19 protein-coding genes are annotated in these 23152 nt (G+C 70.9%); 12 read left to right on the forward strand and 7 right to left on the reverse strand.

Annotated features, from left to right (window positions below):
- Positions 1 to 20: 20 nt before the first annotated feature.
- The 6 genes from GA0070609_RS14230 (at position 21) to GA0070609_RS33215 (ending at position 5489) form a co-directional block, all read left to right on the forward strand.
- Complete coding sequence (locus tag GA0070609_RS14230) at positions 21 to 956, forward strand: hypothetical protein (protein WP_088994252.1); 936 nt, start codon at positions 21 to 23, stop codon at positions 954 to 956.
- Between the two features lie 157 nt (positions 957 to 1113).
- On the forward strand, positions 1114 to 3597 hold the full coding sequence (locus GA0070609_RS14235; RefSeq protein ID WP_088994253.1) for an AAA family ATPase: 2484 nt from the start codon (positions 1114 to 1116) through the stop codon (positions 3595 to 3597).
- Positions 3594 to 3998 carry a hypothetical protein gene (locus GA0070609_RS14240; protein WP_088994254.1) on the forward strand — a complete coding sequence of 135 codons (405 nt, stop codon included), beginning with the start codon at positions 3594 to 3596 and terminating at the stop codon, positions 3996 to 3998. Before GA0070609_RS14235 ends, GA0070609_RS14240 begins: the two co-directional genes overlap by 4 nt.
- A gap of 143 nt (positions 3999 to 4141) precedes the next feature.
- Complete coding sequence (locus GA0070609_RS14245; RefSeq protein ID WP_157748161.1) at positions 4142 to 4471, forward strand: DUF4190 domain-containing protein; 330 nt, start codon at positions 4142 to 4144, stop codon at positions 4469 to 4471.
- A gap of 57 nt (positions 4472 to 4528) precedes the next feature.
- Complete coding sequence (locus GA0070609_RS14250) at positions 4529 to 5026, forward strand: hypothetical protein (RefSeq protein WP_088994256.1); 498 nt, start codon at positions 4529 to 4531, stop codon at positions 5024 to 5026.
- 205 nt (positions 5027 to 5231) lie between these two features.
- Complete coding sequence (locus tag GA0070609_RS33215; RefSeq protein ID WP_157748162.1) at positions 5232 to 5489, forward strand: hypothetical protein; 258 nt, start codon at positions 5232 to 5234, stop codon at positions 5487 to 5489.
- Between the two features lie 31 nt (positions 5490 to 5520).
- On the opposite strand, the gene GA0070609_RS14260 is transcribed toward GA0070609_RS33215, so the two are convergent.
- Positions 5521 to 6495 carry a DUF4184 family protein gene (locus GA0070609_RS14260; protein WP_331716925.1) on the reverse strand — a complete coding sequence of 325 codons (975 nt, stop codon included), beginning with the start codon at positions 6493 to 6495 and terminating at the stop codon, positions 5521 to 5523.
- Positions 6496 to 6549: 54 nt separating this feature from the next.
- Between GA0070609_RS14260 and GA0070609_RS14265 the strand changes: the two genes are divergently transcribed.
- Entirely contained in the window at positions 6550 to 7851 is a 1302-nt protein-coding gene (locus GA0070609_RS14265) for an outer membrane protein assembly factor BamB family protein (protein WP_269459284.1), read from the forward strand.
- A gap of 215 nt (positions 7852 to 8066) precedes the next feature.
- On the opposite strand, the gene GA0070609_RS14270 is transcribed toward GA0070609_RS14265, so the two are convergent.
- Positions 8067 to 8558, reverse strand: coding sequence for a hypothetical protein (locus GA0070609_RS14270; RefSeq protein WP_088997730.1), 492 nt, complete (start codon positions 8556 to 8558; stop codon positions 8067 to 8069).
- Positions 8559 to 9032: 474 nt separating this feature from the next.
- On the opposite strand from GA0070609_RS14270, the gene GA0070609_RS14280 reads away from it, so the two are divergent.
- The gene (locus tag GA0070609_RS14280; RefSeq protein ID WP_157748164.1) at positions 9033 to 9317 is read left to right on the forward strand and encodes a hypothetical protein; all 285 of its coding nucleotides are present in this window, start codon (positions 9033 to 9035) and stop codon (positions 9315 to 9317) included.
- A gap of 154 nt (positions 9318 to 9471) precedes the next feature.
- On the opposite strand, the gene GA0070609_RS14285 is transcribed toward GA0070609_RS14280, so the two are convergent.
- Entirely contained in the window at positions 9472 to 11130 is a 1659-nt protein-coding gene (locus GA0070609_RS14285) for a hypothetical protein (RefSeq protein WP_088994261.1), read from the reverse strand.
- Positions 11123 to 13081 carry a hypothetical protein gene (locus tag GA0070609_RS14290; protein WP_088994262.1) on the reverse strand — a complete coding sequence of 653 codons (1959 nt, stop codon included), beginning with the start codon at positions 13079 to 13081 and terminating at the stop codon, positions 11123 to 11125. Before GA0070609_RS14290 ends, GA0070609_RS14285 begins: the two co-directional genes overlap by 8 nt.
- A gap of 319 nt (positions 13082 to 13400) precedes the next feature.
- Here GA0070609_RS14290 and GA0070609_RS14295 point away from each other — a divergent pair, with 319 nt between their 5' ends.
- Entirely contained in the window at positions 13401 to 15056 is a 1656-nt protein-coding gene (locus tag GA0070609_RS14295; RefSeq protein WP_157748165.1) for an XRE family transcriptional regulator, read from the forward strand.
- 13 nt (positions 15057 to 15069) lie between these two features.
- On the opposite strand, the gene GA0070609_RS14300 is transcribed toward GA0070609_RS14295, so the two are convergent.
- The gene (locus GA0070609_RS14300; RefSeq protein WP_088994264.1) at positions 15070 to 15711 is read right to left on the reverse strand and encodes a hypothetical protein; all 642 of its coding nucleotides are present in this window, start codon (positions 15709 to 15711) and stop codon (positions 15070 to 15072) included.
- A gap of 297 nt (positions 15712 to 16008) precedes the next feature.
- On the opposite strand from GA0070609_RS14300, the gene GA0070609_RS14305 reads away from it, so the two are divergent.
- From GA0070609_RS14305 to GA0070609_RS14315, 3 genes are all read left to right on the forward strand, one after another.
- Entirely contained in the window at positions 16009 to 17190 is a 1182-nt protein-coding gene (locus tag GA0070609_RS14305) for a Cmx/CmrA family chloramphenicol efflux MFS transporter (protein ID WP_088994265.1), read from the forward strand.
- Between the two features lie 298 nt (positions 17191 to 17488).
- Complete coding sequence (locus GA0070609_RS14310) at positions 17489 to 19438, forward strand: LVIVD repeat-containing protein (protein ID WP_197700356.1); 1950 nt, start codon at positions 17489 to 17491, stop codon at positions 19436 to 19438.
- A gap of 313 nt (positions 19439 to 19751) precedes the next feature.
- The gene (locus GA0070609_RS14315) at positions 19752 to 20237 is read left to right on the forward strand and encodes a hypothetical protein (RefSeq protein WP_088994266.1); all 486 of its coding nucleotides are present in this window, start codon (positions 19752 to 19754) and stop codon (positions 20235 to 20237) included.
- Between the two features lie 353 nt (positions 20238 to 20590).
- Here GA0070609_RS14315 and GA0070609_RS14320 read toward each other — a convergent pair whose 3' ends face one another.
- A complete protein-coding gene (locus GA0070609_RS14320) occupies positions 20591 to 21271 on the reverse strand; it encodes a DUF305 domain-containing protein (protein WP_088994267.1) in 681 nt (226 codons plus the stop codon).
- A 180-nt stretch (positions 21272 to 21451) separates the two neighbouring features.
- Positions 21452 to 22996, reverse strand: a complete 1545-nt coding sequence (locus GA0070609_RS14325) for an amino acid permease (RefSeq protein WP_088994268.1) — start codon at positions 22994 to 22996, stop codon at positions 21452 to 21454.
- Positions 22997 to 23152: the final 156 nt, after the last annotated feature.

Below are 23152 nucleotides of genomic sequence, written 5' to 3' on the forward strand. Positions count from 1 at the left end.
GCCCCTGCAGACTTCGCACCTTGGAGATCATCATGGTTCCCACTGAGCAGATCAGGGCCGTCTGGTCCACGGCCGCGTCGTTCCGGTCCTGGACGGGTCCCCGACTGGACACTCGACGGCGTGCCAGCCTCCTGCTGGTCACCGCCGCGCTCACGACCGGAATGCTGACCGGATGCGGCAAGGACCAGCAAACCACCGAGAGCTTGCCGACACTGTCGGCCAGCCCGTCGGCGAGCCCGTCCCTCACGATGGGCCCGACGCCTCCGGCCGACCGGGACGGCGACGGCCTGCCTGACCTCACCGACCCCTACCCCGACGACCCGAAGAACGTCCCTCAGCAGGCACCGATCACCGTCGAATGTGAGGACGAGCAGGGCTTTTCCTCGCTGCTCACCATCACACCCGGCACGGACGGGCTGCCCGACTTCACGACGGTGTGGCTCACGAAGGCGACCTCGTGCGAGGTCGAAGGCGCAATCACCGTCGTCACCGACACTGAGAAGGCCGCCTACAAGACGTCGGGCTATGCCGACCAGGACATCTCGACGCTCTACGAGATCTGCGCCGAGGTCGACCCGGATGACGTCTACGCCGAGCCCGGCTTCACCGCCAGCCGCGAGCAGGTCCCGGAGATCAATGCGTCCCTGATGCTCTGCCCGAAGCATCCGTACGCGAAGAAATGGCGTGAGGCGGTCAAGCGTGGCCAGCGCGACATCGACCTGGAGGCGCAGGGGCGGCTCTTCGGGCCCGGCACGTTCCGCGTAGGCAAGGAAATCAAACCCGGCACGTACGTGACCACCGACGTCGAGGGCTGCTACTGGGAGCGGCAGAACAAGTCCGGGGACATCATCGACAACTACTTCACCAACAGTGCCCGCCGGGTGCAGGTGACCATCCGCTCCTCCGACTACGCGTTCAGCTCCGAACGCTGCGGCGAATGGCGCCCCGCCCGCTGATCTCGCCAAACACGCCCGCCAGAACGGTTCGACAGCCGACTGACCAGCACTGATCCGTTCACGACATCAGCTACACGTACCGAAACCTCTTCCGCCGCTCCCCCGGGCGGGTCGGCGCGTTCGCCGGCCCGCGGACACCTCGCGCCTGGAGACGACCATGCAGCTTCCCCGCCAGCACTCCCCCGCACCGGCGACCGTCGGCAGGTCCCGTACCGAGCCCCTGGTCGAGCTGATCTTCGAACGGCTCGCCGACGACGACGTGCCCGATCACACCGCCGAGGTGGTCCTCGCCGCGCTCAGCGGCGACGCCGACCTGGCCGCCGCTCTGCGGGGCGAGAAGACCAGCATCGGCCCGGGTCCTTCGGTCGACGATGGCCCGAAGGAGCAGATCTGGCTCTCCTCGGTCACCGTCGCCGGGTTCCGCGGCGTCGGCCCGGAACGCACGGTCGAGATCGGTCCCGGTCCGGGCCTCACGCTGGTGGTCGGTCGCAAAGGTTCCGGTAAGTCGAGCTTCGCCGAGGCGGTGGAGCTGGCGTTGACCGGCGACAGCGCGCGGTGGGCGGACCGCAACAGCGTCTGGCGTACGGGGTGGCGCAACCTGCACTCCCCCGACCCGTGCTGGATCGTGGCGAAGCTGCGAGTCGACGGTGTGGCGACGCCGGTGACGGTGACCCGGTCGTGGCCGCTCGGCGCGGCGCTGGCCGACGCGGAGGTCACCGTCACCAGCGACCAGGGTCGGCACGCCGACCTCGCCGAGCTGGGCCTGGCCCGCCCGCTGGAGCTGTACCGGCCGTTCCTCACCGCCGCCGAGCTGGGCCGGCTGACCGCCGGCACGCAGAGCCAGCTCTTCGACGCGATCTCCGCGATCCTCGGCCTGGAGGCGATCACCGAGGCCGACCAGCGGCTGATGGCCGCCGCCCGGCCCGTCGAAGCAGCCATCAAGGAGGTACGCGCGCAGCGCGTCGCCCTCCTCGGCGGCCTGGCCGACATCGCCGACGACCGGGCCCGGCGGGCCAGGGTGCTGCTCGCCGGTCGAGGCGCGGTCGATCTCGCGGCGTTGACCGCGATCTGCGACGAGCCGGAGGAGGTCACCGCCGACGGGCCGCTGCTGTTGTGCCGGCGGCTGGTCGAGCTGACCCTGCCGGCGCCGGAGGAGGTGACCCGGCTGGCCGCCCAGCTGACGGAGGCCACCGCCGAGGCCCAGCGGCACGACGGCGGGCGGTCCCGGGCGGCGCTGCGCAGCGCCGAGCTGCTCCGCCTCGCCATCGAGCACCACGAGGACGCCGGCGACGGCCCGTGCCCGGTCTGCGCCGCCGGCACCCTCGACGCCCAATGGCAGACGGCCGCGTCCGCGTCGCTGGCACAGTTGCGGGACCGCAGTCTCGCCGCGCAGGCGGCGGCCGCCCGGCTGGATGCCCTGCTGCGGCAGGCGCGCCACCTGGTCGACGACGTCACGGTGCCCGACGGAGACCTGCCGGACACGCCACTCGACGCGCTGCGCGAGGCGGTGGCCGCGCTGCGGGACGTACCCGGTGAGCCGGCGGAGCTGGCGGCGCACCTCCCCGCGCGGTACCCGGCGGTGGTGACGGCGGCGCGGGCCGCACGTGCGTACGCCGAGGGGTTCCTGCGCCAGCGCGACACCGGGTGGCGGCGGGCGGCGGCCGAGCTGCGCGGCTGGGTCAACGCCGCGGGCCGGCTGCCGGAGCGGGAGGCGACCCTCGCGCGGTTGAAGGCGGCGCGGGCCTGGTTGAAGGACACCGCGGCGCAGCTGCGCAACGAGCGGGTGGCGCCGTTCGCCGAGCACTCGCAGCGGATCTGGGCGCAGCTGCGGCAGGAGAGCAACGTCGAGTTGGGTGCGATGACCCTCGCGGGCACGAACACCCGGCGGCGGGTGGTGTTCCCGGTGAGCGTGGACGGCGCCGACAACGGCACCGCGCTCGGGGTGATGAGCCAGGGCGAGATGCACGCCCTCGGGTTGGCGACGTTCCTGCCGCGCGGCTGCGCGCCGGAGAGCCCGTTCCGGTTCATCGTCGTTGACGACCCGGTGCAGAGCATGGACCCGGCCAAGGTGGACGGTCTGGCGCGGGTGCTCGCGGAGCTGGCCGAGCAGCGGCAGGTGGTGGTCTTCACCCACGACACCCGACTGCCGGACGCGGTCACCCGGCTCGGTCTCGGTGGCGCCCGGATCATCGAGGTGACCCGAGCGGAGCGGTCGGTGGTGACGCTGCGGCCCGGCTCCGATCCGGTGACCCGGTACCTGGACGACGCGTACGCGCTGGCCCGCAACGAGGAGATCGCGGCCGAGGTACGCGGACCGGTGGTCGCGGAGCTGTGCCGCTCGGCGATCGAGGCGGCCTGCCACCGGGTGATCTGGCGGACCCGGGTCGGGCGGGGCGTGCCGCACGCCGACATCGAGAAGGCGATCGAGGCGGCCTCCCGGCGGCTCACCACTATCGTCGCGCTGGCGGCCTTCGACGACGCCGACCGGGGCGGTGACGTGCTCGGCTGGCTCAGCCGCCGGCACGGGCGGCGGGCGGTGAACGCGTACCAGGCGTGCCGGGAAGGCGTGCACGGGGCGTACCTGGCGGACCTGCCCGGACTGGTCGCGGACGCCCGCCTGCTCACGGCGGCGCTGTCGTGACCGCGCCGACCCCGCAGCGCTGCCTGGCGGCGGCCGACCAGCTGCTGCGCGGCGCCGGTGCGCTCGGCGCCGCCGCGGTGACCGCCGGCTGGTGGCCGCGAGCCTGCGCCTGCCTGATCCGGCTCGCCCTCGAAGGCGGCATCGACGGCTACTGGCGGCGGGTCAAGCCGACCGTGGCCGCCTGCCGGCAGGGTCGCGCCAAGCAGTTGATGCTGCGCGGCCGGCTCGGCCCGGGCGCGGAGACCGCCCGGCGGGTCGCTTTCGCCTGGGCCACCCTCTCCACCGCGGCGCACCACCACTGCTACGAGCTGGCGCCCACCGCTGCGGAGCTGCGTCGCCTGCACACCGAGGTGAGCGCTCTGCTCACCCGCCTCGACGGAAGAACGGAACCCGGACGATGACCTACCCCCAGCCTGGCCACGACCCGTACCAGCCGCAGCCGCCGGTCTCCGCTGTGCCGGGGCCGTACCCGCCGGTGTCCGCTGTGCCGGGACCGTACCCGCCGGTGTCGGGTGTGCCGGGACCGTACCCGCCGGTTTCCGTCGTGCCGTACCGGCCCGGCGGCTACCCGCCGGCGGCGCAGCGGGCGGCGGTGCAGCCGCCGCTCACCTCGGGCATGGCGACGGCGTCGATGGTGCTCGGGATCCTCGGCGTGCTCGGCGGCTGGTGCCTGTTCGGCCTGCCGTGCATCCTCGCCGTCGTCCTCGGCCACCTCGCCCTGCGGGAAACCCGGGACGGCACCCGGTCCGGCCACGGCATGGCGGTCGCCGGTCTGGTCATGGGCTACGTCTTCGTCGGCCCGATGATCGCCTTCACGTTCCTGATGTTCTTCGGCAGCGCCATGGGCGCGGTTACTCCGACGGCGACCCCCTGACGTCGACAGCGTCATCCAGCCACCGAGGTGCCACCGGGCACCGGAAAGGGGTGTGTCGTGTCCCCGCCGAATCGCGATCGCACCGGCACCGATCGATCCGTCGAGCTGTCTCGTCAGAGCACGGGCTGCATCATCACCGCACGCTGGCGTGCCGGAGCCGAGCCGGTCGGCATTGCCGGACCCGACGAGATCGTCGTCCGCGTTGCCGACGACGCCGCGCCCGACGTCCGGGAGCGCGGCCTTACCTCCGAGGCTCTGCATCGGATGGAATGGCAGGTCGACGACATGGTCGCCGAGTTCCACCAACTGCCGAGCGCCGGGGCGTACCAGGTGATGGTGCGGCGGTACATCGAAGGACGGCTCGCTGAGCTGGCCCGAGGTGCCGCCGGTGTCGGCTTCGAGTCGGCGTTGCTCGCCGTCTTCGAGGACCTGGCTGGCCGCGGGCACGCCGACCCGTTGTCAGCGCTTGCCACGGCCACCGGCCGGTCACCGGAGGCGCTCGACCACCTGCTCGACGTGGCCCGCCAGCGCAGGAGCCGCCGTCGACCCTCGTGAGCGCCACGCCCAAACCCGAAGGCGCCCCGGCGGTCGGGGCCTCGAGCAGCGTGCCGGCTGGCCGCACGTCGCAGCGACCCGGTCGGCCCGTAGGCGTCCCGCCGGGGCCTGATCGGCTCGAGCGCGCTCGGCGGTGTGCCGAACCGCCGACACATCGCCGGTTTCGCCGGCTCCGTTAGGCGGACCGTGCATGGGGGCCGGGCGCGTGCTGGTTGGGGAACTCGTTGTCGTGGTGGGTGTCGGTGTCGGGCAGGTCGATGAGGCGGTGGCGGCCGGTGTCGTGGCCGATCGGGTGCCATATCTGCTCGGCGGGGCTGGTGCCGGTGGTGGCGCGGAGTTCGGCGGTGGTGGTGGCGATGACCGCCTGCAGATCAACGGTGGCGAGGCGGTGGTGCAGGTCCGCCGCCCGCCAGTCGACTCGTGGTCCTTGCGGCGGCGGGAAGGTCGCTGCCGTGGAAGCTGAGTTGGCGAGCGCGCTCCGTGAGCGGCTGCGGTCAGCGCGGGGTCGATTGGTCGTGCCGGGCCAGGACGGCGTAGCAGGCAGCGAAGACGATCGCGGTCGTCAAACCGGCACCGCCGGCCTGGGTGACGGCCAGGAACACCATTCGCTGCGGTGCTACCTCCTCGGTGGCGGCCAGGGCGGCGCCGCTGGTGGCGGCGAGCCCGATGGCCGTCCAGGCCGCCACTACGAGCACCCGCTCGGCCAGTGGCCGCTGCGCGGTCGCGGGCGTGGGCGACTGCGTTTGCCACCATCGAACCAGCCAGACCACGACGGCGGCGGCGCCGACGATGGTGCTCACGCGCTGCGCCCAGCGATAGCCGGCCGTGCCGAGGTGCGGCTCGGCCAGCCAGCCGATGTGCGTGGCGCCCCACATCCCGTCGTGCGTGAACGAGTCCCACAGCACGTGTGTCGCCGCGCCGACGGCCAGCGAGACGACCAGCATCGCCGCACGGCCAGCCGGCCAATGACGCTGACGCGCGGGCGGGGGTAGGCGCTCGCGTAGCCGGGCCGGCGAGATGGCGGTCAGGAAGCGGGCCAGCAGCCCGTGCCACAGGGCCAACGCCACCAGACCCAGCACCACGTCGACGCCGAGGACGCCGGCGAGCGAGTGGGTCAGCGTCGCCTCCACCGGCAGCGGCAGGTAGTAGGGAAGGTCGGGAACCATGCTCCCGATCACCAGGGCCGACGGCACCAGCCACGCTGACCGTGTCAGCGGCAGCACGGCCGCGACGTGACTACCCGTGAACGGCACCTCCGCCTCGCCTCCCTCGCCCGGCTGGATCCTACGGACAGCCAGGCGCGGCTCGCTGGCCTCGGCCGCGGGAGATTCAGGAAACCACCGACGCGAGTCGAAGCTCGGAGCAGGGCCACTCACGAGCGTCCGCTCTGCGGCAGATGAGCGCGACCAATGTCGTTTCTGGGAGGCCCCAGTCCCAAGCGTTCGCCTGCCGGTCGGCGTCTCGGGCACACCTACGCCCGCCCTACTCGCGTCGATGACTCGGTTCGCCTAATGTCCCTCGCTATGCGCCGAACGACGATCTTCGCGGGTATCGCCGGGTGGTGGCCGTGGTGGGTTTGGGCGGCGGTAGTCGCGGCAGTCCTGGCCGTCGTGTCATGCGTATCGGTGCCGCTGCTCGTGTTACGTCCCGGGTCTCAGCTTTCAACGGCGGAGGCCCCGTACCCGGCGCCAGCAGCAGCCAGTATCGGGGTTGTCGCCCAGCTTCGCGCGACCCCGCTGATTCTGGACCGTCGTTTGCGAGTGTTCGCGACCAAGAACGACGTGTGGGCCGAGCCGGTCGCCGCGCCCGACGGCACGGATTCCTACTGGTCCTACCACCGGTGGCCGGCGGAGGTCGTCGGCGTCGTCACGTTCGGTGCCGCCGACACCGCACTGTCCGTAGTCGTGGTGAAGTGGTCTGACGGGCAACTCGTAGCGCTGCATGCCGAGCGTGGAGATATCGCCTGGACGACCCAGGTCCAGACCAAAGACAGTGATGAGTACTGGGGGCGGCGCACCGGCACCCACACGGTCTACGGCGACGAAACACTCTTCAGCCTCTACAGCGCCCGGTCCGGTTCGTCCCCGGTAGTAATCAGCTCCGGTGACACCAAGGTCGACGCGTTCGATCCGATCAGCGGCCGTCAGTTGTGGAGCGTGGAACTGCCACCCTGCCATGGCGTCGACTGGACCGGTGAGCAGGTTTTCGCCACGATTCTGTGCTCCGACAGGTTGCACACGATGCATTTCTACGAAGCCGGCACCGGTCGCCCCATCGGTGCCTGGGTACCACCGGGCGTTTCCTCCTCGTCAGCTCCAGCGGAACGTTCCTGGATTCGCTGGCTGACTGCGTGCCGCACCGAGTCCTCCGAATGCCAGGGCTTCCAGGTGGGCCCGGACGAGACATGGCGTATCCAGGCCGATGGCTCCGTTACCAAGGAGCCTGTAGCGTCGTCCGACATCGATGACGTCATCGCCGGTGATGTCGTTGTCCGCCGGACAGGCGGGCAGGTCAGCGGCTTACGACGGGATACCGGTGACGAGATATGGCAGATCGCCCTCGAAAGCCGCGGCAGCGCGATAGCCACCAGCGCCGATGCGGTTTACCTCTTGACGTCGGCAAACGAGCTCGCCTGTCTCGACGCGAGGACAGGCACGGTGCGAGCGACCGTTCCACTGCCTGGTGGAACCACTTGGAAGGCCTTCTCCATGTACGCAACCGACGGCTTCGTCGTCATCGAGCGGCTCAAACCCGGTGCGGGCGAGCGCCAGGGCGACAGCGCCTACTACTACGGATCACGACCGGTCGTGCTGGTCACCTGCTGACATCCATGCCCGCTCCGAGGACACGGCAGGATCATCGCGTGTCAACGGCCACGTCGTCGAGGAGCCGAACGCCAAACCCCTCGGCATGATCGCCAGCCTTCTCGCGGCTAAGAACGCACTCACATCGGCATGACAGGGTGTTCGTCGGCGGCTCCTGCCCTAGATCACTGGGGGCTGTCAATGATCGCTGTGGGCAGCGCTTGTCGGTGGGCGAGCTAAGCCTCCAGCGGCTTCCAGCGCTTGATGACGGCTGGGTCAGCATGCGGCGCGGGCCATACCTGCAGTCGAAGTCGCTCCATTGTCGCCGGATCGTCATCAGAATCGATGCCGAGACGTTCTGCTTCGGCCAGGTTGCTTCTCGCGGCTCGTACGCGAACCGGTCCCGCCGCTATCCCGAACCGTGTAGCTTCTGGCTCGTAGTCGGTGCTGCCCATGACGACGAGTCGGCCCGAGGGAACTTGCAGGCTTGCCTCCACGACGTGGTCGAACTTCGCGCTGTCCTCTTCTGGCGCTGCCTCCAACACCTCGACGGTCAGGGCCACGTTGACGTTGACGGTGGTACCAACCGCCATGGCGTCCGTGTCGACGGCAAGGTGGTCGAGCACAGCCTCTTCGGTCCAGGCGTCCCCAAAATCGGTTACGGACCCGTCATCGAACAGGTGGATCTGGTAGTAGTCCGCGAAGAGCTCCAGTTCCGTCGAGATCAAGGCACCCTCCCGGTCTTCCTGCCCTGCGAAGTCTCGCCGCAGGCCAAGGCCGACTGTCAAGCATCTGGTGGAACGGATCCGGTCACGCAGGTCCTGAGACCCGACACGTCGGCAGCCGGCCGGATCGAACATGCGTTCGACTAGGCTCCTGCTGGTGGAGGTGCATGGTCGCTGGTGGAACGCGGCCTCGGGCAGCATTGCCCGGCGGGACATCTGGTTGGTCTCCGACGGCCAGCGCTGGCGGGTGCGTGGCCGTCTCGGAGGCGACGGAGGGCGTGAGGTCTTGTACGACTTCCCCGACGAAGGATCGGCCCGAGAGATGGTCGACCGGATGATGAGGACCTCGGCTGGTACATGGCGTGATCTAACCGAGGCGGTACGGCGGGAGTCGTACCGCAGACGCATTGAGTAGGTTGTGGTGCAGCATCGCGCCCCCCCCCATGCAGACGAGGTGCCATGACAGGCTCAGCCTTCGTGAGCGCGCTCGATCGTGTGTCCGGACAGAACCCGATGGTGACCTTGCTCCTTGCCCTAGCCGTCGTGTTCCTCGCCCAGGCCGGGGCAGTACACCTGGTCGCCTATCTCAGGTGGAGAAGAAGCCCGCGGGACGTATACGAGGGCAGGCCCGAGGCCTTTTCGGAGGGCTTCTATCGAGAGCCGCTCCGCTCGTCTGACCGATACCTCGCCGTCGTCGTCTATTTCGGCCTGGCAGCCCTCGCGCTCGGAGGGTTCATAACCCGGCTGTTGAATATCTGGTGAACCCGAAGTGGCGCGTTAGGCCAAGTACTCACGGTCGTTCGCCACTCGGGGCTACCCCCAGGGGCCGGATCCTCGGCTTCCCGCTTGTCCTTGCCGCCGCGTACGGGCTGGCTAACCGGTATCGGCAGAGCTCCCGAGTCCGGCCCCGCCGCCCTCACATCAGCGTGGTGGAGTTGTTGAGCCGGTACTCCACCCAGGCCACCGAGATCTCCACGCCACCCGGCAGCGCGTGCCGGCTCAGTTCCGCGCGCCAGGCGTCCTCCAGGCTGGTGGAGATCCGGGCGCCGATGACGTTGGGTCGGGTGTCCGGGGACTGGTGCAGGATGTGGCGGGGCAGTGAGATCTTGCCCCGGCCCCGCAGCATCGACTCGCCGACGTCGCGGCACACGAGGTAGTCGAGGTTCGGGTGGTGTCGGGCGTCCTCCACGCCGCTTCCCGCTGGGGCGAGACCGATGGCCTTGAGGGCGTCCATGAAGGCGATCAGGGGTGTCGCGAGACCGTCGTCGGTGCCGACGGCGCGCCAGGAGAACCACAGCGGGATGCGGTCGCTGCCCTCGCCGGGCCGCACGAGCATGGTCGGCCCGGTGAGGGACTGGTAGTCGCCGGCCCGTTCGGTCAGGCGGGCGAGCTTCTCGACGCCGGGCCGGCCGTTGCCGTTGCCGGTGACCAGCGGCAGGATCTCGGGGAGCAGCTCCTGCGGCGAGCTGGTGCGGCCTTGCGTGGTGTCCACGTGCGCCGAGCGGATGCGCCGGAGTAGTTCGACCTCGAACTCGTCGATCCCGCCGGCGGGGAGCCGGTTGACCGCGAGTTGCAGGTGGATGAAGGCGAGGTCGTCTAGCGAGATGATTGAGCAGGCCAGCACGCCGAGTTCGGGGAACTCGCGCAGGTAGGCCATGATCGCGCTGGTCGAGCCGACGCGGGCGGGGCCGACGAAGGTGACCGGTAGGCAGTACCGCGGCTGCAGGTCGGCGCAGCCGGTCCAGTCCGCGTACTGCTCGACCTTCGACCTGTCGTACGGGCGGACCAGGTACCAGTTGCCCTGCCGGTGGCCGGCGCGGGTGTCGGCGAGCCAGAACCCGTACCCGCGGGTGCCGGCGAAGTCGGCGAGCGTCTCGGCCAGCGCCAGTCGCCGTTGCGCGTCGGCGCCACGTAGGGCGATGGAGAAGCGTACGGCGACCACGGACGGCACCGGCCACTCCCGCGCCTCGGCGCGGGCGGGCATCTGCACCGGCGCGTGCAGGGACAGCAGCGGCGCCTTGTGCTCGGCGGCGATCCTCGATATGACGGCCGTCAGCTCGGCGATCGCCCGGCTCTGGAAGCTCGACCAGCGCGTGGTCCGCTCCTCGACCAGGATCAGTCCCTCGAACTTCTGCCCGGTCTCATAGATGAAGGCCGGGTTGGGCCACGCCGTGCCCTGGAAGACCCAGGCGTCCGGGGAGACGTGGTCCACCCGCAGCGCCACCGGGAGGTCGCTGCCCTGCCGGCGGCGTTGCATGTCGCGCGGGAGCGCGCCGGCGTACGTGCCGATCACCAGGCCGACGCCGTTCGCCGCCGACGAGAGGGTTTCCCGCGGCCGCTCGGCGACAGGCGGAGCGGCGTCCGGGGTGCCGCCGTTGCGGCCGCGCCCGGCGCCGGGCGTCGGCGAGTGTTCGGCCACGGCCCGGCGGTCGAAGAGCTCACGCAGGTATCCGGCCCGGTCCCGGACGTGGTGCACCTCGAAGTTCACCTGCATCAGGGACTGCCGGGCCATCAGGAACCCGGCTCGGGCGAGGTCGGCGAGGGCGGCCGGGGAGGCGTCTTCTTCGTCACTCATGGTCCCATCCCGTCGATCGGAAGACGGCGTCCACCGGGGCGTCCGAGCCGGACGCCGGTAGCAGCCATCGCGGAGCGGAGAGTCGAGCGGGTGCGATGTCGCGTTGCCGGGCCAGCCGCCGGTGCAGCAGGCCTGCCGTCAGCAGCGGCAGTGCCGTCGCCAGGCCGAGGGTCACCCCCAGTGGGGTGCCGTCGAGGCCGGTGGCGATGGCGGCGGAGGCGGCCACCGCCGAACCGATGGACAGGTGCGCGAGCCGGCGGGACAGCCGCCGCAGGTGGCCGAGGATCGTGTGGCGCATCGGCAGGTCCAACCGGGTGTAGAGGAACCCGGGCACCAGCAGCAGCACGGCGACCACCGCGTCCGCGTTCGTCGACCCTTGGGCCGAGCCGCCGTACGGCCAGGGGTTGCTCGCGAGGAGCGCACTGACCAGGTAGATCGTGGCGGCAACTGCGACGGCGAAGGAGATGACGCTGCCGGGGCGCGCTCCGGTGGCGTCGCGCAGGGTCAGCGTGCACGTCACGCAGGTGTGCTCGCCGCGGACCGACCGGGGTGAGCTGCGCCGCCAGTAGGCGTGCGCGCGGGTGCTCGCCGGGTCGTTCTCGATGGAGAAGTCGGAGCCGAGCTGCTGCGCGCCGATCTCCTCGGCCGCCTCTTCGAGGCTCGCCGGGGTCAGGGCGGGATCGCTGAGCAGCGGCGCCTCGATCCGGTCCTGCTCGTTGACCAGCCGCTCCGCCGACAGGTAGCGGGTGACCAGCCGACCGCTGCGGCGCAGCGCGCCTGTCGGCAGCTCCAGTCCGGCCTGGTTGGCATCCCACTGCCGGGTCCGGAGCAGTTCGGACAGCCGACCGAGCGCCCCCTGCAGTTCGAGTTCCAGCAGCCGGGTCTCGGTCTGCCGCACCGGCTTGTGCTTGCGCAGCCGACCGGCGAGCGTCCGCAGGTCGGTGGCCAGTTCCTTCGCCCGTACCTCGTCGACGTCGGTCACCAGCGACATCGCTTCGATGTGCACACCGGGCTCGGTCTCGGCGACCACGTGGTAGGACCGCAGGCTCGCCGGTACCCGCGCCAGGTACTGCAGCCGGTACCGCCCGGTGGAGCGGGACCAGATCCGGCGCGGCCGGAACCGGCGGGGCCCGGTCGCCGGTTCCGGCCGGTCCGGGTGCACCGGCGCGTCGTAGCTCAACAGGTGGTCGTCCTTCGTCGCGTCCAGGGCGGTCACCAGCAGGTAGTTGTTGAGGGCCACGTCGAGCAGATTGGCGTAGGAGTCCAGTTGCGGTTCGTAGTCCCGCAGCACGGACAGGACGAGGTCGCGGCAGTCCCGGTCCTCGGAGGGGACCGCGGTCGGGGCCGCCTGGCGTCGGTACTCGGGGTGGTCGAGATCACCCAGTGGCCTGCTGCGTTCGGTCAGCAGCGCGAGCAGGGCCGCCTGGAGCAGCCACCGAGCCTGTTCCTCGCGCAGCAGCCGGCTGAGGGTGGAGGGTTGCCGCGACTCCGGCCGGCTGGACAGGATCCCTTTCAGCAGTCGGTAGAGACCGGAGGCGAGCAGCCGGGAGGTCTCGTACTGGGTCAGGCGCGGGAGTTTGCTACCGGCCGCGTCGACCACGTCGATCGGCGCGATGCTCAACCGCGAGATGCGGGTCACCGGCACCCAGATGGTGGGGCTGGCCGGCTGCTCCTGCTCTGGTTTCCGCTCGCTGCGGCTGCTCAGCCGCTGGAAGAGCTGGCTGGCCTCGCGCTGGCTGGCGTCCAGCAGGCTCAACCGTACGTCCACCTCGGTGGTCCTGCTCGCCACCCCATGCTCCACGAAGGAGAGTCGTTCGGTGAGGCGGCGGATGTGGTTCTGCCGTAGCGCCATGTCGAGGAAGGCCAGGCCGACGGCGGCCCCCTCGCGCGACAGCGGGGGCGGCGCCCCGGGGATCGGCACCGTCCGGATCGCCTCCTCAAGCGAGCGCATTCGCGACAACCTCCGTGGCTCGGTGTGGGAGTGGTCGGTGGCGCTGCGGGGTTGCGGGATACGAGAGGTCGACCCGGCGGGGACCACCACCTGGAATGCCCTTTTAGGTCGAAATAGATCCATCCTTCCTCCCCTGCTGTTTGTTCGTGAGGTCGGCCTGCCGACAGCTATTCCGGTGCCGCGAGCGTGGGCGATTCGGATCGGTGAACATCAACTCGGATACGGGCGAGGCTGGCTGTTCGGTCAGTCAAAGGTATGTTCCGTGCCACGTCGTAGCGACGCTGTTGCACTGCGCTGTCAGGCGTGCAATAAATGCGCTGTGGGGGGCGAGAATCGAGTCACGGGGCGTCGTGGCCGACCGCCGGCCTCACCCCGCCAGACAACTGGCCGCCCCGGCTGGCCACCCCATCAGGACAGAGCCGCCTGGCTGCTGCGCGTCAACCGGCTTTACGGCAAGCGGAACTGGACGTCGGCCACCGCGTTCGCGCAGGCGTTCCAGGGCGGCTGCTGGCCCGAGCGCACCAGCGTCTACCGCATCTCCCGCTGGGAAACCGCAGCCGTGCGCGTGCCCCACCTGGCGGTGCGGCGATACGAGCAATTGCTCGACCTGCCCGACGGCCATCTCGTCGCACTTCTCGACACCATCTACCGCTATTTCGCGCCGGTTGTCAGCGCCACTCCCCTGCTGACCAGGGACGCCGATACCCGAAACGGCGAGCGGGCCAGCCGAATTGAGCAGCTGCTGGAGATCGTCCTGTCCGACGGCATCGTCACCGGCGCGGAATGGGACGACCTGACCGCACATCTCGCGGTCGCGCCGCGCCAGGTCATCACTCCGCACTCGGCGTGGAACAGAATGGCCGAAAGACTGCTCGCAGAAATGATCATTTCTGACGGTCTGGCGTGGATGCAGCGCCATGAAGCGTTCAACCGGCTGCTCGCCCACCCCGTCGGTCAACAGGCCGCCGTCGCCGCCTGCGCCGCCCTCGCCGCCGACCGGGCCGGTCAGGCCTTCGTCGAGACGGTCTGCGCCCTCGACGGCAGTGCCCACCCGGACGCCAGCCGGCACCTGCTCGCGCAGCTCACCAGCCCCACCAACGACCGAGCCCAGTACGGCGCCCTGCTCGGCTGCATCCGCAAGCTGCGCTACGGGCACTTCACCCGACCGCAGATCCTGAAGCTGGTACCGGTCGTCCACGAACTGATGCTCGACCCGACCACCTACGAGCGCACCCAACCGCTCGCGGCCGAGCTGCTACGACGACTGCCCTCGGACATCTCCGCCCGCTACCGCACCCACCTGCGCCGGGCGGTGACCCGCGATCCGATCGCGCTGCACGGTGGGCACCCGGCACAGGCAGCGGGAGTGCTGGTGGCGCGGATCGCCGGCGCGACGTTGGCGCGCACCCCCGGCGAGGCGCCCACCTTCACCGACCGCCTGCTCCCGGTGCTGCTCGACGAGATGCTCTTCAGCCCGGTCTTCGATGTCCGGCTGTACGCCGCGATGCTGCTCGCCGGCACCCCGTACCGCCAGCCGCTCGCCGCGACACTCGCCGCCGAACTGGCCACCAGCGTCTCCGGTGGCCGCGTCGAGGAAGCCCTGACCCTCATCGAGGCACTGCGGATCGTCGGCACGCCGGAGCAGCGTCCCGTGATCGAGCGACTCACCACGGCAACCGGGCTGGCCCCGGCCATCACCCTCGCCGCCACCCAGGCCATCGGACACATCGGCGGCCGCAGCGGCGACCACTACTGGACTCGGGCGATCGAGCACCACGCCGGCGGCTGGCGGCAGCGCCGAAACAGCACGCACGTGACCGCCCTGCTCGGGCTGGTCTACGCCCTGGGCATCGCCCGCAACGAGCGGATGCTCCACCGCGTACGACACGACGCCACCATCCCACCCGAGCCCCGCGCGGCAGCGTCGTGGTGGCTGAACGTGCCCCGGCGCATCCTCGACAGCGCCCTCTGGTGACCCGGGTGCCGGTTCAGCGCGCTCGGCTGACCGACATCACCCGCGGGTCCGCGGAGTAGCGGCGTACGACGTCGGCGGCGTCGTCGGCGGTGGCACCGGGATCGAACAGCACCTCCAGGCAGGACGCCTGCGGCCCGTCGTGCCCGAAGCCGGCGATGACCCGATCCGGATCGAACCGCTGGCTGTCCCGCACCATGTCCCAGGCGGGCTCCCCCGGCCGCACGCACACCACCGCGTCCGGCTGCCCGCCACCCCACGCCAGCGCCGGAGCCGACACCCCGATGGTGAGCACGAAGGCCAACCCCAGGCCGATCACGGTCGGCCGGCCGAGCGCCGGCCGGCCGGACGGCAGGGCCACCGCCACGAGAGCCGCAACGGCGTACGCCCACAGGGCCCGCTTGTCGGCCGTGTCGTGCAGGGCCAGCGCGATGACGCCGACGCCGATGGTCTGGGTCACCACGGTGGCCAGCCGGAATCTCGGCGAGCCGACGAACGCCGCCGGTATCGCGGCAAGCGCACCGAGCGACAGGACGAGCATGACAAGCCCGATCGCGCTCCACTCCCGGCGCGCGTCCAAGGCGAGCAGCAGCCAGGCGAGCGCCTGCCCGCCCACGACGATCAGGGGACGGAGCCGCGCCAGGAACCGCAGTGCCATCGGGCGACCATACGTCACACGACCGATCTGGCGCAGACCCTCGTTTCTGCACGGCAAGACGGAGACGGCAATAACTCAGTTGCGGGACGACCGGTGGGCGTGAGTAGGGTGTGCGCCATGTCGAGCCCTGAGGCATCCACGGTGGGGGCTTTCGGTCACGCCGTCAGCCCCCAGCACCACTGAGTTCCTCGTTCGCTTCCCAGCAGCCTCCGCTGCATGGGAATACCTGCGTGCACCCTCGGGCGCTGGCCGCGGTGACGAGACGTCTCCTCGTTCTCTCTCACCTCGGAGTCACCGATGCCTCTGCCGCTCTACCTGCTTGCCGTGGCGGTCTTCGCCATGGGCACCTCGGAGTTCATGCTCGCCGGCCTGGTGCCGGACATCGCCACGAGCCTCGACGTGTCGGTCGGCGCCGCCGGGCTCCTGACCTCGGCGTTCGCTGTCGGGATGATCGTCGGCGCGCCACTGATGGCAGCACTGGCACGCTGGTGGCCTGCCCGGGCCAGCCTGCTGGGCTTCGTGCTGGCCTTCGCCGTGGCCCACGTCGTGGGCGCCCTCACGACGAGTTTCGCGGTCCTGCTCGTCACCCGGATGGTCGCCGCCCTGGCCAACGCCGGCTTCCTGGCGGTGGCGCTGAGCACGGCGGCCACGCTCGTCGCCACCGACCAGAAAGGGCGCGCGCTGGCGGTGCTGCTCTCGGGTACGACGGTGGCCACCATCGCAGGAGTTCCCGGCGGTGCGCTGCTCGGCACGGTGCTCAACTGGCGGGCAACCTTCTGGGCTGTCGCACTGCTCTGCCTTCCCGCCGCCATCGGCGTGGTGAGGGGCATCCCGGCACGTGCCCGGCAGACCCCTCGGGACGCTCCGGCCGGTTCGTCTCTCCGGAGCGAGATCGCTCAGCTCGTGATGCCGAGGCTGGCCCTGGTCATGCTGCTCGGCGCCCTCATCAACGCTGCCACCTTCGCCACGTTCACCTACCTGGCACCGATCGTGACCAACACCGCCGGCCTGGCCGAGCTGTGGGTCTCGGTCGCGCTGGTGCTCTTCGGGGCTGGATCCTTCGTCGGCGTCAGCGTCGCGGGACGGCTCTCCGATCAGCGTCCGGACATCGTGATCGCCGTCGGTGGTCCGTCGCTGCTGCTCGGCTGGGTCACGATGGCGACCCTGGCCGCCCAACCGGTGGCGGTTCTGCTCCTCGTCTTCGTGCAGGGCACGCTGTCCTTCGCGGTCGGCAGCACGCTGATCGCCAGGGTGCTCTACGAGGCAGCGGGCGCCCCCACCATGGGTGGGTCGTATGCGACCGCCGCGCTCAACATCGGTGCTGCCGGCGGCCCCGTCCTCGCAGCGGCGACCCTCGCGGCCGGCGCTGGCGATCTCGGCCCGGTGTGGGTCAGCGGCCTCCTGGTCGCGGTGGCCCTGCTCATCGCCCTGCCGCTCCGGCAACTCATCGCACCCCACGCCGGCCAGGCGCTTCGATGACCACGCGGACGTTCCGTCGAGTGACCCCTCGTGCGCTGAGTCGACGTCGAACGCCGACCGGCGGACCAGGCATGGTACCGGGCGCGGCCAGCGGATCGGGATTCGGCGGTTTCGCGCCCACCGCGAATTGTCCATGATCCTAAACGGCCGATCCGGCGGTACGGTCCTTACTACCGCGGCGCGCACGCGCCCGATGCGCGCCGCCACCAGTGGGGGCACTGTGCGGAGGACATCCATGACTCGACCACATCGCACACCAGGCTGGAGACGCCGTACGGTCGGCGCGGCGGCAGTGACCATGCTCCTCATCGCCACGCTGCCGGGCACGGCGGCGGGCCAGGAGCCGGGACCGGATCCACGGATCGATCTCGGCGCAGGCTGGCTGGACGCGCAGAGCGCGAGCAGCAACCTCGAACTGCTGGCGCACCACGACAAACCGGCAGGCTTCGTCAACCCGGCCAACCCCGGTGACTTCGGCTTCGCCGGATCGGATCTCGCCTTCGGCGGCACGCACGCCTTCATGGGCAACTTCAACGGCTTCAACATCTACGACATCTCGCAGCCGGCCAACCCGACCCTGGTCACCAGCGTGGTGTGCCCGGGCGGGCAGGGCGACCTGTCGGTCCACGGCACCCTGCTGTTCATGTCGGTCGAGGAGAGCCGCGGCCGGGTCGACTGCGGCACCAACCCCGCGGCCGGCACCCGCTTCCAAGGCGTACGCGTCTTCGACATCAGCGACGTGGCGAACCCGGTGCAGGTCGCGGCCGTGCAGACCTGCCGGGGCTCGCACACCCACACCCTGGTGACCGACCCGGACGATAGCGCGAACGTCTACGTGTACGTCTCCGGCACCGCCGGGGTCCGCCCGGCGAGCACGATGGCCGGCTGCAACAACGTCCCCGCCTCCGGTGAGGACCCGGCGCGGTGGCGGATCGACGTCATCAAGGTCCCGGTGGCGCACCCGGAGCAGGCCGCGATCGTCAGCGGTCCGCGCCTGTTCGCCGACCCCGACACCGGCGCCGTCGACGGCCTGCAGAACACCCCGCCCGCGCCGCGGCACCCGTCGGGCGGGTCGTGGAGCCCGTCGCCGGTCACCGACGCCTGCCACGACATCACCGCCTACCCCGAGCTCGGGTTGGCCGCGGGCGCCTGCGAGGGCAATGGCATCCTGATCGACATCTCCGACCCGGCGAACCCGGTGCGGATCGACGAGGTCGCCGACCCGAACTTCGCGTACTGGCACTCCGCGACGCTCAGCAACGACGGCAAGAAGGTCATCTTCACCGACGAGTGGGGCGGCGGCACCGGCGCCCGGTGCCGCACGACCGACCAGCCGCAGTGGGGCGCCAACGCGATCTTCGACATCGTCGACGGCAAGATGCGGTTCGCCAGCTACTACAAGCTGCCGGTGCCGCAGACGCTGCAGGAGAACTGCGTCGCCCACAACGGGTCGCTGATCCCGGTGCCCGGGCGGGACATCCTCGCCCAGGCCTGGTACCAGGGCGGCATCTCGCTGCTGGACTTCACCGACTCGGCCAACCCGCGCGAGATCGGCTACTTCGACCGGGGGCCGATCAGCCCCACCGCGCTGATGCTCGGCGGCTTCTGGTCCGCGTACTGGTACAACGGCCAGGTCTACGGCAGCGAGATCGCCCGCGGGTTCGACGTCTTCGGGCTGCGGCCCAGCGAGCACCTGACCGAGGCGGAGATCGCCGCGGCCCGCGAGGTGCAGTTGCCGCAGTTCAACGCCCAGTTGCAGACCAGGATCAGCTGGGCGCCGAGCTTCGCGGTGGCCCGGGCCCACTTCGACCAGTTGCTGCGGACCTGCACCACGACCGTCGCGAACCGGCACAACGGACCGCTGACGGTCACCGGCGTCACCTGCCTGACCGGGGCGACAGTCTCCGGGCCGGTCACCGTCCGCCCGGGTGCCACGCTGCTCGCCATCGACTCGTCGATCGCCGGCCCGGTGTCGGCGTCGAACGCGGCGGCGGTGCACCTCTACCACAGCACCGTGCGGGGGCCGGTGAGCGTCACCGGTACGACGGGCAGCGCCGCCATCGTGGACACCGAGATCCACGGGCCGGCCATGCTGACCGGCGGCACAGCAACGGTCGCGCCGATCATCGCCGACAGCACGGTGCGCGGCCCGCTCGCCTGCACCGGCAACGCGCCGGCGCCGATCAACCTCGGTGCGGCCAACACCGTGCACGGGCCGGCCACCGGCCAGTGCGCCGGTCTCGACTGACGCACTCTGAGGACCGCCAGCCGGGGGCGTGTCCTGCCACAGCTTCGGCAGGACATGCCCCCGGTGCTGGCCGACGGCGCGTGGTGGGCCGGCGCACGGACGTCAGGGCCGGCCCCCGGACGCGGACCGGCCCCGACCGGGCGCCGGTGGCGGCCGGTACCGCCAGCGCGGCCGGAGCACTGGCGTCGGTGGCGCGAGCGGTCGGCCGGCTCCGTGGACCCGGCCCGATCGCCGGGCAACGCCACGCGGACGGGCATGTATAGAGTGCGGTGATCGCAGAGCGCGATGAACGACTCCGGAATGGACGGTCCTTTTGGGAACCCTCACCGATCGACTGCGCCACAAGCTGAACCGGGCCGTCAAGCGCGGCGCGGTCCTGCTCGCGGCCGCCATGGTCGCCGTGTTCGCCCTGCCGTCCGCGGCCATGGCCGAAGACAACTACTACAAGACCTGCGAGTACGACTATGCGAGTTGCCAGACCGGCGTGAAGGTCGGGCTCCCGCAGGGCCAGTGCATGACGACGAGCCTCGCCTACGCGTATACGCAGATCTGCATCGACTACAACGGCGACTACGTCTACGTCAGGGATGGCAAGGCCGACGGCTACGCCGCGATCGGCTACGTCAACTCCACCAACGGCGTCGACAGCCGCTATTGCCGGAACAACCACGGCTACGGCACCTGGGCCAGGTGCAACTTCGACTGGGCCGAGGCGGGCAGGCACGCCGCGTCCGCCGGATACCTGGAACAGTTCTACGTCATGCACCTCGACTACCTCTGGACGTGGTACGACAATTAGCGGCCGGCTAGACCAGCGCCGGATCGGCCCGACGCCGCCGCATCCAGGCGGTGATCCGCGACAAGCAGGAGCAGCGGCACAACGGACGGCCGGGGGCCGCCCGCGCGGGTGGCCCCCGGCGTTCGGCTGGGCGGGCGCCCCACGTCCCGTGGCCACGGCGCTGCGACATGTCGCCCACACCCAGGCCCAGCGAATCCGGAAGCCGATCCCTACGGTCGGGTCATGAGCAGCGACGACGGCGGGTGGGCCCGGCTCCCCGCAGGGCGCTGAGCAGGTCCGCGATACGCAGCGGGCCTTGCGGCCGTGACACCCGAACCGGCGGCGGGGCCACGTTCGACAGCACGCACCCCCGCTCAGCCGGAGAGCTTCGCCAGCAACTCCCGCATGCTCCTGATCTCGATGGCCTGGTCGGCGTTGACCTCGCGGGCGAACCGGTCGCTGGCCGGCTCTAACCCGCCCCCTGCCGCGTAGAGCTGCTCCACCATGGTCAGTGCGCCGTTGTGGTGCCGGATCATCAGGTCGAGGAAGAGCCGGTCGAACTCCGCGCCGCGGGCCCGCCCCAGCTGGCTGAGTTGCTCCGGGGTGAGCATGCCCGGCATCGCCGCGTCGTGCCCGGCGTGGTGCGCGTGCGGGCCGGGGACCTGCTCGCCACGTTCGGTGAGCCACCGCTGCATCTGGGCGATCTCGTCGCGCTGCGACGTCTCGATTCGCCGGGCGAGCAGTGACACCTCCCGGCTGGCCGCGCGGTCCGGGACGAGCGCCGTCATCTCCAGCGCCTGCGCGTGGTGCGCGATCATCCGCTGCATGAACTGGGTGTCGGCGGCGGTGTGCGCCGACGGCGAGGCCAGCTCCGCCTGCTCGGCCGGGGAGAGCGTACGGCCGGCCTGACCCGGCGCGCCCGGCTGGACGACCCGGGTGGCGGCCGGCTCCTCGGGCCGGTCACCGGTGAGCTGGAGGACGGCGACCAGCGCCGCGACGACGGTGACGGCGGCGGCCGCCACGGTGGTCAGGACTCGGCGACGCGACGAGAACACGATGTGATCACCGTACCTAGGTTGTACACCTGCGCCCGGACCGCGGCGAGCCCGGTCAGGTAGGTGGTCAGCGTATCCCGACCCACCGCTGATCCGGAGCGGTGATCGTGGGCGATCCGGCGGGGCTTGCGCCGGCGGCGTCACCAGTGAGGGCGCGTGGGCGACCGGACCGGACGAGCGTCAGCTGTCCCGGTGCGGAGGGGGCGACGCGGAGCCGAACCCGGTGTCCAGGTCCCCCTCCGGGCCGGGCATCGCGGGGCCTTCCCCCCCACCCGTGGCCAGCCGGCTGTGGCGGCGGCTGTAGAGGAAGTAGACGACGAAGCCCAGCGCCATCCAGGCGAGGAACCGCAGCCAGGTCTCGACGGTGAGGAACGCCATCAGCACCACGCAGGCGACGATCGCGAGCACCGGGATCACCGGTCCCCAGGGGACGCGGAAGCCACGCGGCAGGTCCGGCCGGCGGCGGCGCAGCAGGATGACCGCGGCCGCGACGAGGACGAAGGCGAACAGGGTGCCGATGTTGACCAGCTCGGCGAGTTCCTCCAGCGGGATGAACCCGGCGAGCGCGGCCACCAGCAGGCCGATGATGATGGTGATCCGGTGCGGGGTGCCGTACCGCGGATGCACGCGGCTCAACCAGCGCGGCAGCAGCCCGTCGCGGCTCATGGCGAAGGCGACCCGGCTCTGGCCGAGCATCAGGATCATCACCACCGTGGTCAACCCGGCCAGCGCGCCGACGGTGATCAGGTTGGCGAACAGCGGCTGGTCGACGGCTTGGAACGCCGCGGCCAGCGGTGCCTCCGTGTCCAGGTCGGCGTAGTTCTGCATGCCCACCACCACCAGCGAGACGGCGACGTAGAGCGCGGTGCAGACCGCCAGCGAACCGAGGATTCCGCGCGGCACGTCGCGCTGCGGCACCCGGGTCTCCTCGGCCGCGGTGGCCACGATGTCGAAGCCGATGAACGCGAAGAACACCAGCGCCGCGGCGGCGAAGATGCCGCTGATCCCGAAGTTGGCCGGCGCCTGCCCGAAGATGGCCTCCATCAGGGTCGCCTCGGCGCCGGAACCACCGGCCGCGGGCTCGGCCGGCGGGACGAACGGCGTGTAGTTGTCCCGCTTGAGGAAGAACAGGCCGGCGATGATCACGAGGAGCACCACCGCCACCTTGATGGCGACCACCACGGCGTTCACCCGGGACGAGACCTTGATGCCGGCGACCAGGACCGCGGTGAGGATCAGCACGATGAGCGTGGCGGGCAGGTTGAACGCGCTGCCGTCGCCGCCGGTGATGGCGGCCGGCAGCGACACCCCGAGCGTCTCCAGCAGCACCGCCAGGTACTGCGACCACCCGACCGCCACCGTGGCGCCGGCCAGGATGAACTCCAGGATGAGATCCCATCCGATGATCCATGCGACCAGCTCGCCGAGCGCGGCGTACGAGTAGGTGTAGGCGCTGCCGGCGACCGGCACGGTGGAGGCGAACTCGGCGTAGCAGAGCGCGGCGAGCGCGCAGGCGATGCCGGCCACGACGAAGGAGAGCGCCACCGCGGGCCCGGCGGTCTGGTTCGCGGCCACTCCGGTCAGCACGAAGATGCCCGTGCCGATGATGACCCCGATGCCGAACACGGTGAGGTCCAGGCCGGACAGCACCTTGCGGAGCTGGTGCTCGGGTTGCTCCGTGTCGCGGATCGACTGCTCGACCGATTTCCTGCGCAAGAGGCTCACGACCGGATCACCTCACCGTCTCGGACCGCCCGGATAACGCCCATGGCATGACGACTGACCCAGAAACAGCGGCGGTAAACGTCGTCCGATCCGGCGTTGGAGGCACGATGCCGACAGGGAGCGGGAAAGTGGCGGCCGATCCCCGTCGCCGGCGCG

The organism is Micromonospora echinaurantiaca, from assembly GCF_900090235.1.
Taxonomy (GTDB): Bacteria; Actinomycetota; Actinomycetes; order Mycobacteriales; family Micromonosporaceae; genus Micromonospora; species Micromonospora echinaurantiaca.